This window comes from Prauserella marina, from assembly GCF_002240355.1.
GTDB classification, from domain to species: domain Bacteria; phylum Actinomycetota; class Actinomycetes; order Mycobacteriales; family Pseudonocardiaceae; genus Prauserella_A; species Prauserella_A marina.
Genome location: NZ_CP016353.1, coordinates 1,717,906 through 1,731,134 on the forward strand (window position 1 = coordinate 1,717,906; position 13,229 = coordinate 1,731,134).

14 protein-coding genes are annotated in these 13,229 nt (G+C 67.4%); 9 read left to right on the forward strand and 5 right to left on the reverse strand.

All coding sequences use genetic code 11. The annotated features are described in order from the left end of the window. Positions 1 to 572: 572 nt before the first annotated feature. From BAY61_RS07890 to BAY61_RS07910, 5 genes are read left to right on the forward strand one after another with little or no spacing between them, the layout of a single operon-like run. Positions 573 to 1,361: an IclR family transcriptional regulator gene (locus BAY61_RS07890; protein WP_170140068.1), complete on the forward strand. Its 789-nt coding sequence runs from the start codon at positions 573 to 575 to the stop codon at positions 1,359 to 1,361. Continuing rightward, on the forward strand, positions 1,354 to 2,172 hold the full coding sequence (locus tag BAY61_RS07895; RefSeq protein ID WP_091800481.1) for an ABC transporter ATP-binding protein: 819 nt from the start codon (positions 1,354 to 1,356) through the stop codon (positions 2,170 to 2,172). Before BAY61_RS07890 ends, BAY61_RS07895 begins: the two co-directional genes overlap by 8 nt. Continuing rightward, complete coding sequence (locus tag BAY61_RS07900; RefSeq protein WP_091800484.1) at positions 2,141 to 3,007, forward strand: ABC transporter permease; 867 nt, start codon at positions 2,141 to 2,143, stop codon at positions 3,005 to 3,007. Before BAY61_RS07895 ends, BAY61_RS07900 begins: the two co-directional genes overlap by 32 nt. Next, positions 3,004 to 4,044, forward strand: a complete 1,041-nt coding sequence (locus tag BAY61_RS07905; protein WP_091800487.1) for an ABC transporter substrate-binding protein — start codon at positions 3,004 to 3,006, stop codon at positions 4,042 to 4,044. The genes BAY61_RS07900 and BAY61_RS07905 overlap by 4 nt, the downstream gene beginning before the upstream one ends. After that, positions 4,044 to 5,246, forward strand: coding sequence for a CaiB/BaiF CoA transferase family protein (locus BAY61_RS07910; protein WP_091800489.1), 1,203 nt, complete (start codon positions 4,044 to 4,046; stop codon positions 5,244 to 5,246). The genes BAY61_RS07905 and BAY61_RS07910 overlap by 1 nt, the downstream gene beginning before the upstream one ends. Positions 5,247 to 5,287: 41 nt before the next feature. Here the strand turns inward: BAY61_RS07910 and asnB are convergent, their stop codons facing one another. Beyond that, positions 5,288 to 7,216: an asparagine synthase (glutamine-hydrolyzing) gene (gene asnB / locus BAY61_RS07915; protein WP_091800491.1), complete on the reverse strand. Its 1,929-nt coding sequence runs from the start codon at positions 7,214 to 7,216 to the stop codon at positions 5,288 to 5,290. A gap of 169 nt (positions 7,217 to 7,385) precedes the next feature. Between asnB and ctaC the strand changes: the two genes are divergently transcribed. Next, entirely contained in the window at positions 7,386 to 8,330 is a 945-nt protein-coding gene (gene ctaC, locus BAY61_RS07920; protein WP_091800494.1) for an aa3-type cytochrome oxidase subunit II, read from the forward strand. Between the two features lie 67 nt (positions 8,331 to 8,397). After that, positions 8,398 to 8,814 (forward strand): cytochrome c oxidase subunit 4, encoded by a 417-nt coding sequence (locus BAY61_RS07925; RefSeq protein ID WP_091800497.1) that lies wholly within the window; start codon positions 8,398 to 8,400, stop codon positions 8,812 to 8,814. A 106-nt stretch (positions 8,815 to 8,920) separates the two neighbouring features. Here BAY61_RS07925 and BAY61_RS07930 read toward each other — a convergent pair whose 3' ends face one another. Then, positions 8,921 to 9,742, reverse strand: a complete 822-nt coding sequence (locus BAY61_RS07930) for a DMT family transporter (RefSeq protein ID WP_091800500.1) — start codon at positions 9,740 to 9,742, stop codon at positions 8,921 to 8,923. A 178-nt stretch (positions 9,743 to 9,920) separates the two neighbouring features. Here BAY61_RS07930 and BAY61_RS07935 point away from each other — a divergent pair, with 178 nt between their 5' ends. After that, positions 9,921 to 10,889 carry a GlxA family transcriptional regulator gene (locus BAY61_RS07935; protein ID WP_091800503.1) on the forward strand — a complete coding sequence of 323 codons (969 nt, stop codon included), beginning with the start codon at positions 9,921 to 9,923 and terminating at the stop codon, positions 10,887 to 10,889. 26 nt (positions 10,890 to 10,915) lie between these two features. On the opposite strand, the gene BAY61_RS32790 is transcribed toward BAY61_RS07935, so the two are convergent. Next, positions 10,916 to 11,164 carry a hypothetical protein gene (locus tag BAY61_RS32790; RefSeq protein ID WP_170140066.1) on the reverse strand — a complete coding sequence of 83 codons (249 nt, stop codon included), beginning with the start codon at positions 11,162 to 11,164 and terminating at the stop codon, positions 10,916 to 10,918. Here BAY61_RS32790 and BAY61_RS07945 point away from each other — a divergent pair. Then, entirely contained in the window at positions 11,157 to 11,609 is a 453-nt protein-coding gene (locus BAY61_RS07945; RefSeq protein WP_211323450.1) for a TA system VapC family ribonuclease toxin, read from the forward strand. The two genes, BAY61_RS32790 and BAY61_RS07945, sit on opposite strands and share 8 nt — an antisense overlap. A 17-nt stretch (positions 11,610 to 11,626) precedes the next feature. Here BAY61_RS07945 and trpD read toward each other — a convergent pair whose 3' ends face one another. Together trpD and BAY61_RS07955 are read right to left on the reverse strand one after the other, a co-directional pair. Then, on the reverse strand, positions 11,627 to 12,667 hold the full coding sequence (trpD, locus tag BAY61_RS07950) for an anthranilate phosphoribosyltransferase (RefSeq protein WP_091800511.1): 1,041 nt from the start codon (positions 12,665 to 12,667) through the stop codon (positions 11,627 to 11,629). 59 nt (positions 12,668 to 12,726) lie between these two features. Beyond that, positions 12,727 to 13,146: a response regulator gene (locus BAY61_RS07955; protein ID WP_091800514.1), complete on the reverse strand. Its 420-nt coding sequence runs from the start codon at positions 13,144 to 13,146 to the stop codon at positions 12,727 to 12,729. Positions 13,147 to 13,229: the final 83 nt, after the last annotated feature.

Below are 13,229 nucleotides of genomic sequence, written 5' to 3' on the forward strand. Positions count from 1 at the left end.
CCGGAACGCGCCGCGCCGCGCCGGGCCGTGCCGGTCGTGCCGAGCGAGCCGTGCCGAGTCGCGTTGTGCCACCCCACCGCCCGCATGATGGCGCCTGAACCGGACACCGCAGTGGCATTCCGGTGGCACCCGTGCCGTCGAGATCCGCGTTCGGGACGCCGAGTTCTGCGTTGGTGCCGTCGAGTTCCGCGCTCCGGTCCGCGAGATGCGCGTTCACGTGGTGAGACCGTGCCGGTCCGCAAGATCGGCGCCCAGTCGGCACCGATGTCGCCGCCGTCGCCGTGCCGCGCGCGTCGGCTCGGACGCGCATCTCGCCGCCCCGGGTGCGGATCTCGCCGCCCCGGGTGCAGGTCTCGCTGTCCTGGGCGCGGAACTCCCCGCCCCGGACGCGCATCTCGCCATCCTGGACGCGCATCTCGTCGTCCTGGGCGCGGATCTCGCGCTCCTGGACGGGGGACTCGCGCATGCCGGGCGGGAATTTCCCACCTCTTGGGAAGGGGGCTTGTTGTCGCGTCACCCGGAGCTTAGGGTGCTGTCCACATTACGGATCCGATTCCACGATGTGGAGTGGCATGGGCAACGACGTCCACCGGCCGAGTCAGCCGATCCTCGTGCTGGGCAAGGCGCGACGCGTCATCGACGCGGTCGCCTGCACGCGCGGCGGCGCGACTTCCCGCGAGGTCCAGCAGACGACCCGGCTCCCGGCGAGCACGACGACCCGGCTGCTCCAGAACCTTGTCGCCGAAGGGTTTCTCGATCTCGTCGACGGCAAATACCACATCGGACTCGGCGTCCTGCGCTGGGCGCACACCCGCAGGTCGGGTTCGCAGCTGGCCGAGCTGGCCCAGCCGCATCTCGGCGAGCTCCGCGACGAGACGGGCGAAACGTCCGTGCTGTTCGTCAGACAGGACAACACCCGGGTGCTGATCGGGATCGCCGAGACCCGGCACGAGGTGGTGCGGCTCGTCAGTGTCGGCCAGGTCATGCCGCTGCACGCGGGCTCGGCGGGCAAGGTCTTCCTCGCCTTCGACGAGCACGCCCGGGCACAGGCACTCGATGGTCAGCTCACCGCCTACACGCGGGCCACCATCACCGATCCCGAGCTGCTGCGTGCCGAACTGGCCACCGTCAAGGCGAGCGGCCGCGCGATCAGCGTCGCGGAGCGGGACACCGGCACCGCCTCGATCAGCGCCCCGGTCAGAAGTCACGCGGGGGCCCTCACGGCCGCCATCGGCATCGGCGTTCCCGAGCAACGCTTCACCGATGCCAACAGGGCGGCGTGGATTCCCAGCGTCGTCGCCGCGGCAAGGCGGCTTTCGGAGAACCTTGGATACCCGCACGAGGAGGAAGCAGATGGGTGACAGTGACGTCACCGCCGTGGAGCTGCGTTCGGTCACGATGTCCTACCGGGCACGAGACGGCGACTACACCGCGGTGTCCGATGTGGACTTGAGTGTCGAAAGGGGACGGTTCGTCTCGGTCGTCGGGCCGACGGGCTGCGGAAAATCCACCCTGCTCAACGCCGTCGCGGGGCTGCTCCCGCCGTCGTCGGGCTCGGTGCACATCGACGGGACACCGCTGCGCGGGCTCAACCGCAAGGCCGGGTACCTGTTCCAGCAGGACGCCCTGCTGCCGTGGAAGACGGTTCTCGACAACGTCGCGTTCGGACTCGAACTGCGGGGGACCGGCAAGCAGGAACGCACCGAGCTGGCGCGGGACTGGATCAAGAGGGTCGGTCTCGCCGGTTTCGAGAACGCCTACCCACACCAGCTTTCCGGAGGTATGCGCAAGCGCACCGCCGTGGCACAGAGCTGGATCGGGGACCCGCCGATGCTGTTGATGGACGAGCCGTTCGGCGCGCTCGACGTGCAAACGCGACAGGTCATGGAAAACGAGCTGCTGACGCTGTGGACGGGCAGCGAGAAGACGGTCCTGTTCGTGACCCACGACCTCGACGAGGCGATCTCCCTTTCCGACGAGGTCGTGCTGCTGTCGGCTGGGCCGGGAAGCACGATCGTCGGCAGCTACCAGGTCGATCTTCCCCGGCCGCGCAACCTGCTCGACATCAGGACGGAGCCCGCGTTCACCGAGATCTACCGGGCCATCTGGTCGGACCTGCGAAACGAGGTGATGAAGACCTATGAGCGCATTGCGGCAGGACAAGCGGGCTAGTTCAAGGCTGTCGAAGGACGCCGAGGTTCCCCGCTCGAAGCGGAAACCGCGCAGGCGGCGGCCAGCCGTCCTGATCAGCCAGATCGCCGTCGCGGTGATCATCGTCGCGGGCTGGGAGTTGTGTGCCCGAACGGGGATCGTCGACGAGTTCTTCTTCTCCAAGCCATCCGACATCGCGCAGCGGGTCGGAGAGTGGTTCTCCACCGGCATGATCTGGGAGCACCTTGAGGTCACGCTCGTCGAGGCGGGGCTGGCGCTGGTCATCGGTGGCGTACTGGGATTGTTGATCGGGTTCCTGCTGGCGAGGGTGGAGTTCATCGCCGCCGTCTTCGATCCCTACATCAAGATCCTCAACTCGCTGCCCAGGGTCGTGCTGGCTCCGATCTTCCTGCTGTGGTTCGGACTCGGCATCTGGTCCAAAGTGGCCTTCGGGGTCACGCTCGTGTTCTTCATCGTGTTCTTCAACACCTACCAGGGCGTTCGCGAGGTCGACAGGGTCCTCGTCGACAACGCCAGGATGCTGGGAGCGAAGGAAGGTCAGCTCGTCAGGCACGTACTGTTGCCGAGCGCGCTCACCTGGATCTTCTCCAGCCTGCACATCAGCGTCGGGTTCGCCATCGTCGGTGCCGTCGTCGGGGAGTACCTCGGCGCGTCGAAGGGCGTCGGTTATCTGATCTCGCAGGCTGAGGGAACGCTCGATACGACGGGGGTGTTCACCGGCATGGTCGTGCTGTCGGTCGTGGTGCTCATCGTCGACGTCATCGTCAACAGGGTCGAACGCTATCTGCTGCGCTGGAAACCGGCCCGCGGCATGGACATCGCAGGAGGTCAATGATGATCAGGACGGTCAAGCGGGTGGTCGCGCCCTTGCTGGCGCTCGCCCTCGTGCTCAGCGCGTGTCAGGCGAAACCGGGGGAGAGGTCCGAAGGCGGCGAGATCACCATCGGGATCGGCGGTCAGCCGCTGCTGGTGTACCTGCCGACCACGCTGGCGAGGGAACTCGGCTATTACGAGGAGGCCGGGCTCACGGTCAACCTCGAAGACCTACAGGGTGGCTCGAAGGCACTACAGGCGTTGCAGGGCGGCAGCGTCGACGTGGTGAGCGGCTACTACGACCACGCCATCCAGATGGCGGCGAAGGACCGCGAGGTGCGTTCCTTCGTGACCATGCTGCGGTATCCGTCCATTGTGCTCGCGGTGTCGCCCAAGGCGAGCAAGCCGATCGATTCGGTCGCCGATCTCGCCGGTGCCAACGTCGGCGTCACCGCACCGGGTTCCTCCACCGACTTCTTCCTCAAGTACATGCTCGACAAGGAAGGTCTCGCCCCGGACGCGGCGACGGTGCAGGGCATCGGAGGCGACGCGGGCGCGGTCACCGCGATGGAGCAGGGCAGGGTCGACGCGGCGGTGATGATCGACCCCGCGTTCTCGTTGCTTGGCCAGCGGGTCGGCGAGGACAACGTCAAGGTGCTCACCGACACCCGCACCGCGGAAGGCGTCCAGGAGGACTTCGGCGTGCCGACCTACCCTGCCGCCGTGTTGTACTCGACGGGAACCTGGCTGGAGAACAACGAGGAGAACGCTCGCAAGCTGGCCGGGGTGATCGTGAAGACACTGGAGTGGATCGATCAGCACTCCGCCGAGGAGATCGCCGACCGGATGCCGGCCGAGTACTCGCAGGGCAACCGCGAGGTGTACGTCGAATCGATCGCCAAAGCCAAGGATGCCTACTCCAAGGACGGGGTCATGCAGGCCGACGGCGCCGAAGCGGTCCGGTCCGTGCTGGCCCAGTTCGACAAGGAGATCGCGGGAGCCGACATCGATCTCGCCGGTACGTACTCCAACGACTACCTGCCGGCGAAGGAGGGCTGATGCCCGGTCCGCTCGACGGAATCCGGGTACTCGAACTCGGCTCGTTCATCGCGGGCCCCTTCGCCTGCCGGTTGCTCGCCGACTTCGGCGCCGACGTGCTGAAGGTCGAACGGCCGGGCAGCGGTGACGAGCTGCGGCGCTGGCGCCGCCACGGCGACGAGGAGACCTCGTTGCTGTGGCGGGTGCTCGCGCGCAACAAGCGCTCGCTCGCCGTCGACCTGCGCACGGACTCCGGAAGGGACCTGGTGCTCGACCTCGTCGAGCATTGCGATGTCGTGGTGGAGAACTTCCGGCCGGGAACGCTGGAGAAGCTGGGCCTCGCCCCGGACACCCTTCGTGAGCGCAGGAAGGATCTGGTGCTGGTGCGGGTGTCCGGCTTCGGGCAGACCGGGCCGCTTTCCGGGCAGGCCGGGTTCGGAGGGGTCGCCGAGGCACTGGGCGGCCTGCGGGAGCTGACCGGGCATCCGGACCGGCCGCCGACGAGGGTCGGCATCTCACTCGGCGACTCTCTCGCGGGATTGCACGCCGCGTTCGGCGCGGTGATGTCGTTGCTTGGCAGGGAGCGCGCGAACGGCGGCGCAGATGGCGAAGATGTTGACGTCGCGCTGTACGAGTCGGTGTTCAACCTCATGGAGTCGCTCGTTCCCGACTACGACGTCCACGGGGTGCTGCCTTCCCGATCGGGCAGCAGGGTGCCCGGCGCGGCGCCCTCTGGCAGCTTTCCCTGCGAGGGAGGGCAGTGGGTGGTGATCGGAGGCAACGGGAACGCCATCTTCCCCCGGCTGATGAAGGCCATCGAACGGCCGGACCTCGCGGCCGACCCCGAACTGGCGGGCAACGAGGGGCGCGTACGGAGGGAGGACGAGCTGGACGCCGCGATCAGCGCGTGGACCTCGGCCAATGACATCGGCCACGTGCTGGCCACCATGGCGGACAACGGGGTACCGGCGGGCCCGATCATGACCGCGGCCGACATCGTCTCCCACCCGCATTTCGCGGCAAGGGAGATGGTCACCAGCCAGCGGATCGGAGACCGCGACGTCGCGTTTCCCGGTGTGGTCCCCAAACTGGCGAGGCGGCCGGGCGCGACCAGGTGGGCAGGTCCCGAACTCGGTCAGCACACCGAGGAGGTGCTCGGCGAGCTGCTCGGGATCGGCGGCGGGGACGTGACAGCGCTGCGCGAGCGCGGCGTCGTGGGCTGAGACCGGGCCGGTGCGCGGAAACCCGTGCACCGGCTTCCGGCTCAGAGCTTGACCGGGTACTGCGGCTCGGGGATCTCCGGCTTGATCCGGTTCTCGATGAAGATCCCGTGCCACAGCATGAAGACCAGCAGTGCCCACAGCCGCCTGCTGTGGTCGAGCGTGCCCTGCCTGTGCTCGTCGAGCAGCGCCTGCACGGCGGTTTTGTCGAGCAGGTGGCCCGTCTGCGAATCGGCGATGATGCCGCGAGCCCATTCGTACATCTCGTCGCGCAGCCAGGCCCGCACGGGAACGGGGAAACCGAGCTTGCGGCGGTTCAGCACGTGCGAGGGCACGATCTCGGCGAGCGCGCGGCGCAGCGCGTACTTCGTCGTCTCCTTGGTGATCTTTTCCTCAAGCGGGATCGTGGTCGCCGCGCGGAAGACCTCGCTGTCGAGAAAGGGCACCCGCAGTTCGAGCGAGTTGGCCATCGTCACCTTGTCCGCCTTGACGAGGATGTCGCCGCGAAGCCAGGTGAACAGGTCGACGTGCTGCATGCGCGCGACCGGGTCCCAGCCCTCGGAAAGCCGGTACCAGGGCGCTGTCACGTCCTGGTGCCCGACGCCCTCGGTGAACGTGCGCAGTACGCGCCGGAGCTGGTCGTCGCGGAAGATGCGCGCGTTGCCGTAGTAACGCTCCTCCAGGGTGAGCGCGCCCCTGCGGAGCAGGTCCTTGCCTCGGGTGCCCTCGGGAATCTTCGTGGAGACCTTGCCGAGCAGCTTGCGCACGCCGCCGGGCACCTTCTCGAACGGCGCGAGCGACAGCGGCTCCCGGTAGATCGTGTAGCCGCCGAACAGCTCGTCCGAGCCCTCGCCGGAGAGCACCACCTTCACGTGTTTGCGGGCCTCGCGGGCGATGAACCACAGCGGGATCAGCGCGGGGTCGGCGACCGGATCGTCGAGATACCAGACGATGAGCGGCAACGTGTCCATCATCTCGTCGGCCGTCACCGTGCGGACGATGTGCTTCACGCCGATCGCCGCCGCCGACTCGGCCGCGACGTCGACCTCCGAGTACCCCTCCCGCTCGAATCCGGTCGTGAAGGTGATCAGGTTGGGGTTGTGTTCCTTGGCCAGCGCGGCGATCGCGGTCGAGTCGATGCCGCCGGAGAGGAACGAACCGACGGTGACGTCGGCGCGCATGTGCTTGGCGACGGAGTCGCGCATCGCGTCGGCGATGTCCTTGTACAGCGCGTTCGCCTGCGCGGGGCCGTTGACGGGCTTCGGGCGGAACTCGGGGTAGAAGTAGCGCTCGATGTCCGGCTCGCCGCCGGGGCTGACGGTGAACGACGTACCGGACTCGATCCTCCTGATCCCCGTGTGCAGCGATTCCGGTTCGGGGACGTATTGCAGAACCAGATAGTGCTGCAACGCGGTGCGGTCGAGTTCTTCCTCGACGCCCAGCGTTTCCGAAAGGTCGAGCAGGCTCTTCTTCTCACTGGCGAAGGCGATCCCGCCGGGGCCCGAGGAGTAGTACAGCGGCTTGATACCGAACGGGTCGCGCGCGCCGAAGACCGTTTTCCGCTCGGAATCCCAGATCAGGAACGCGAACATGCCCCTGAGCCTGGAGACGGCCGAGGCTCCCCAGTGGTGGTAGGCGGCGACGATCGCCTCGGTGTCGCCCTCTGTGGCGAACTTCGCACCGAACTGCTCGGCCAGTTCCTCGCGCAGTTCGAGGTAGTTGTAGATCTCGCCGTTGAAGTTGATCGTGTACCGGTGGGGATTTTCGGGAGGTCCCCAGGTCAGCGGCTGGTGTGAGTGTTCGACGTCGATGATGGCGAGCCGGTTGAAGCCGTACACGACCTCGCCTTCGGCCCAGGTGTCGGTTTCGTCGGGGCCGCGATGGCGCTGGCAGTGCAACGCACCGCCGACGGCGGAACGAGCGCTCGCAGCGTCATTTTCACTGGCACACACCAGTCCGAGCAGGCCGCACACGCGTCTTCACACACCTTTTCCGGTCGTCGTCGGTGTTCGAAGCAGCAAGTATGTGGCAAGGGCGGCGGGGTTCGCTCGTTGGGGCGCGGCCATACCCCTTGGACAGCGAGGCCGCATATCTCAGCTAGGCTCCCGCTGACAGAAAGAACGGGCGAGGAGGCATCGCGGAGTGGGCGTCACTAAGCGCACCCCGGGTTCACGACCGGGCAAGGTCGCCAAGATTGCCGCACTCGCCGGGCTGGTCGCCATCACGGCGACCGGATGCTCCGGCGAAGAAGTGCTGCGGTTCGGCTGGCCGGAAGGCGTCACACCGGAAGCCGACCACATGCGCACGCTGTGGACGTGGACCGTCGTCGCGGCACTGGCCGTAGGCGTCCTCGTGTGGGGCCTGATCTTCTGGACCGTCGCGTTCCACCGGAAGAAGAAGGGCTCGACGGAGGCACTGCCCCGGCAGTTCCAGTACAACGTGCCACTCGAACTCTTCTGTGTGGTCGTACCCGTCGTCATGGTGTGCGTGCTGTTCTTCTTCACCGCCACCACGGAGAGCAAGGTTCTCGCCAAGGAGCCCGATCCCGACGTGACCGTCGACGTGATCGGATTCCAATGGAACTGGGAATTCGCCTACCCCGACTCGGAGACCCCCGACGGTGAGCCGGTCTCGACGGTCGGCAGTTCGAGCGAGATCCCGCTGCTCGTTCTCCCGACCGACAGGGTGATCCAGTACAACCTGCGGTCCACCGACGTCATTCACTCGTTCTGGGTCCCCGAGTTCAACTTCAAGAGGGACGTCATTCCGTTCCCCGAGAAGAACAACCAGGACAACGCCTTCCAGAACACCATCGACAGGGAAGGTGCCTTCGTCGGCCGCTGCGCCGAGCTGTGCGGCACCTATCACGCGATGATGAACTTCGAGGTGCGCGCGCTGTCACCCGACAAGTTCGACCGCTACATGGAACTGCGGACGCAGGTCAACGAGCAGACGGGGCAGCTCAACACCGCTGCGGAAGCGCTGAGCGCCATGCAGGATGAAGGCTGTGGCGAGCTGTGCAGCCCGACCGCGACGACCACGCAGCCGTTCGCGACGGACCGCACGCTGCGGACCGCCACCGGCTGAGCCCTCGGGTCCAGCGCACAGTTTTCAAGTGAGGTCATAGGACAGTGAGATCGGTGAGGACGCGTTCATGAAGGTCGAAGCCCGGATTTTCGACATCGTCACGGTCTTTGGTTTCCTCGTGGCGATCGTCTACGCGGTGATGACGGGGACGATGACCCGAGATGGTGTCGAGCCCATCGGCACGGTGGCGTTGATCCTCACCGGTTCACTCGCCTTCCTCGTCGGCAGCTACTTCCGCTTCGTCGCCCGACGGATCGAGACGCGGCCGGAGGACAACGAAGAAGCCGAGATCAGCGACGGTGCCGGTGAGCTGGGCTTCTTCAGCCCCGGAAGCTACTGGCCGGTCGCGCTCGCCGCGGGTGCCGCCGCGGCCGGACTCGGGCTCGCGTTCTTCCAGATCTGGCTGATCGTCCTGTCCGGTATCGCGGTGCTGATCGCCATCGGCGGTCTGGTGTTCGAGTACCACACCGGGCCGAGCCACTAGGTTTCACCAGCTCCCGGCACAGTCGGCCGGGTCTTTTGGGTGCACAAGGGCCTCCCTCGCACGTGCTTTGCGCACAGCGGGGGAGGCCCTTCCTCGTTCCGGCTTCTCACCGCTTGCGGCGCGGTGCCATGGCCGCTCCGAGCACGACGACCATGCCGATGCCCTCGGTGAGCGAGATCCGGTGACCGAAGGCGAGCACGTCCACGACCACGGCGACGACGGGGTACAGGTAGGACAGCACCGCCACCGTGATCGTCGGGAGTGTGCCGATGCTGCCGTACATGAGCACGTACAGCACGGCGGTGTGCACGGTTCCCAGCAGCAGCAACCACAGCAGGCTGCCGAGGTCGGCGGGCAACGGGGTGAACGCCAGCGCCGGTGCCAGCAGGACCGCGCCGGTGCAGAGCTGAATGGCGGCGAGCAGGTGGGGCCGGATGTGGCTGAGCTGTTTGGCCACGAGTGTCGCTCCCGCGTACAGCGCGGCGGCGCCGAGCGCGAGCGCGATACCGCTCAGCCGCACCGGTTGTCCCTCGATGCCGCTGGCGCCGATCGAGATCAGCGCGACACCGCCGAAAGCCAGCAGCGCCCGTACGAGGTGTCCCTTGGCGAGCTTTTCCCTCAGCACCACCGCCGCGAGACCGAGCAGCAGCAGTGGCTGGGTGTGGTAGACGACGGTGCTCACCGAGATCGAGGACAGCGCGTAGGAGGCGAACAGCAGTACCCAGTTGCCGACGAGCATGATCCCGCCGAAGCAGGCGAGCAGCAGATCGCGGCGGGACAACCGGAGCGCGCTGGGGCGGAGCCAGCCTCGCGCGGCGCACCAGGCGACGAGGAGCAGTCCGCCGACGAGGCAGCGCGCGAACGCGACCGCCGGCGCCGACGCCTCACTGGCGACGACGACCGCGCCGATGGTGCCCGACAGCGCCATCGCCGCCGACCACTGTACGACCGCCCCTCGCTGTGCCGGGTCTGATGTACGTCCGGTGTGTTTGATCTGCACCGTTGCCGGTGGGGTCGATGTCATGCGGTCAACCCTGCGCTTCGAGTTCGGAAACAACGAGTGGCAGTAATGACATCGAGCGCAAAACTTGTGACACACTCTGACGGTGTCCGGCAGGGATGTGAACAGTGTCGCGGTGCTGGTGGCCGATGCGGTCTCCCCGTTCGAACTGGGGGTCGCCTGTGAGGTCTTCGGCACCGACAGGGCCGACTACGGGATGCGGGGCTGGGATTTCGCGGTGTGCTCGCCGGGTGGGGCTCCCGTGCGGACCTGGTCCGGTTTCGACCTCACGAACCTGTCCACAATGGAGTTCGCGGAATCGGCCGACCTGCTGATCGTGCCCACCTGCGCGCCTCGAAGCGAGCCGCCGCCCTCACCGTTGCTGGAGGCGTTGCGGCGAGGACGCGAACGCGGCGCCATGATCGCGGGGTTCTGCGCCGGAGTGTTCTCGCTCGGCTACGCGGGCCTGCTCGACGACAGGCGCTGCACCGTGCACTGGATCTACGAGAAGGACTTCGTCAGCCGGTTCCCTTCCGCGATCGTCGACGCGACCGCGCTCTACGTCGAGGACGACGGGGTCTTCACCAGCGCGGGCACGGTCGCGGCCGTCGACCTGTGCCTGCACGTCGTGCGCAGGGTTCGCGGGCTGGAGGCCGCGACCGCGCTCGCGCGGCGCATGGTCGCGGCACCGCACCGGGTCGGCGGTCAGGCGCAGTTCGTCGTCGCACCGGTGCCTTCCGCGAAAGCGAAGGACGACGCCGTGCTCGCCGAGGCGCTGGAGTGGGTCGAACGGCGGCTCGATCAGCCGGTGACCGTCGCGGAGCTGGCACGCCGAACAGGTCTCGGCCAGCGCTCGTTCCTGCGCCGGTTCGCCGCCGCGACCGGAACGACGCCGCACCGCTGGCTCACCGAGCGGCGCCTCGACCGCGCGCAAGGGCTACTCGAAGCCAGCGGCCTTTCCATCGACGAGATCGCCGTGGCCTGCGGTTATTCCTCGGCTGCCGCCTTGCGTCACCAGTTCACCAAGCTGCGGGGTACGTCACCGAGCGGCTACCGCAAGACCTTCGCGGGCTGAGCATCACTGATGTTGCTAAGCTTGCATCAATGATGCAAACTCATGCTATGAGGACAACGGTACGCCTTGATGAGGACGTCGCCGCAGCAGCGGAACAGCTTCGTCGCGAGCGGCACATCGGGCTGAGCGAGGCGGTGAACGAGTTGGCGAGGGCCGGTTTGAAGCGACACGAATCCGCTCCGAAAACCTTCCGTCAGGCGACGACGGAACTCGGGCTCAGGGTTGATGTCTCCAATGTCGCCGAAGCGTTGCAGTTGCTCGACGATCTTGACCACGCTGATGATCGTTGACGCGAACGTTCTGCTCTACGCTGTCGACAGAGCCAGCGCTTTTCACGGCGTGGCCAAAGATTGGCTGGAAGGGGCGCTCAACGGTTCGAGCAGGGTTGGTTTTCCTTGGGTGTCCTTGACCGCGTTTCAGCGGATCGCCACCCACCCTTGGGCGTCGGCAAGTCCGATCACCCCGCGAGAGGCGTGGGCCTACGTCGAAGACTGGCTTGCCAATGACAACGCGTGGATCCCCGCACCAACAGGCCGGCACGTCAAGGTGCTCGGTGCCTTGTTGACGGAGGGGGACCTGCGAGGAAATCTCGTTACGGACGCACACCTCGCCGCGCTCGCCATCGAACACGGCGTTGGTGTGTGTTCGTTCGACAGCGACTTTGCCAGGTTCGAGGTGTCCTGGTTTCATCCCGTGCTCAGTCAGGGCAGGCGGGATTAGCGCGCGCTGATGCCCGGCTAGCGCCGCGCGCCTGCCTCGATCCACCTGGCGAGCAACGTCGCCGTCGCGCCGGAATCGATCGCCTCGGCCGCCCTGGTGATGCCGGCGGAGAGATCCGCCGCGAGGTCGCCCGAGAAGCCGGAGTACGCGGCGAGCGCGCCGGCCGCGTTGAGCAGCACGGCGTCGCGCACCGGCCCCGCCTTTCCCGCGACGAGTTCGCGCACCACCTGCGCGTTGACGTCGGCTTCCCCGCCGCGAAGGTCCTCCGGCGTCGCCGGTGCGAAACCGAACCTGCCAGGCTCGATCGTCTCCCTGCGCACGGAACCGCCGGACACGACCCACGCCGACGTGGTCGTCGTCGTGGTGATCTCGTCGAGGCCGTCGTCGCCACGCACCACGAGCACGCTGCTGCCGCGCCGCGCGAACACCTCGGCGAACATCTCGGTCTTGTCGGGGTAGGCGCAGCCGACCAGGCCCGCCTGCGGCTGTGCCGGGTTGGTGAGCGGCCCGAGCAGGTTGAACGCGGTGGGAACACCCAGCTCACGCCGTGTCGCGCCCGCGTACCGCAGCGCGGGGTGGAAAGCGGAGGCGAAACAGAAGCCGATCCCGATCGTCTCGACCGATTCGGCGACCTCGTCGGCGGAAGCCTCGATGCGGACCCCGAGCGTTTCGAGCACGTCCGCGGTGCCGGTCTTGGAGGAAGCCGCCCTGTTGCCGTGCTTGACGACCGGAACCCCCGCCGCGGCGACCACGAGCGCCGACATGGTCGAGATGTTCACCGAACCGGACCGGTCGCCGCCGGTGCCGACGATGTCGACGGCCTTGAACCCGATGTCCACCCTGTGAGCGTGGGCGAGCATGGCCTTGGCCATGCCGGAGATCTCGGCCGCCGTTTCGCCCTTGGCGCGCAACGCCACCGCGAAACCGGCGATCTGGGCCGGAGTGGCCGAACCGCTCATGACCTGGTCCATGGCCCACTCGGTCTCGGCAGCGGCGAGGTCGGTTCCTCCGATGAGGCTGCCGATGACCGAGGGCCAGGTGTGTTGCGGTTCCGCCATCCGAGGTCCTGTCATGTCAATGAACGCTGTGGGCGCTGGTGGTGCCGGTCGCGCCGCCGTCAGCCGCGCGCGGCGCGTACCACGGGAACGCGCTGTGCGCGCAGCACGTCGGCGACGGTCTCAGCCGCGGTCAGCGGGTCAAGCGGGTGCACGAGCACCGCGTCGGCCTGCGACCAGGTCGCCAGCCAGCGGTCGTCCTTGCGGCGCACCGCGACCACGATGGGCGGGCAGTCGGTGATCTCGTTCTTGAGCTGCCGCGTCAGGCCGATTCCGCCGGTCGGCTGGGCCTCGCCGTCGAGGATCGCGAGATCGACCTCACCGGCGTCCATCTCGGAGAGCACCTCGGCGACTCCCGACGCCTCCACGTAGCGGACTTTGCCGAGGTCGGCGGCAGGCCGCCGGCCCACGGCGTTCATGATCGACTCCCTGACCTCGGCACGGTGGCTGAAAACCAGGATCCTCTTGGTGTGTTCGGTCATGGTCACGTCCTCCGTGCCTGCGCTGTGCCCGCGCTGCCTGTCATACCTGAGCTGCCTGTGCTGCCGCCCTCGGTGGCCGGGAT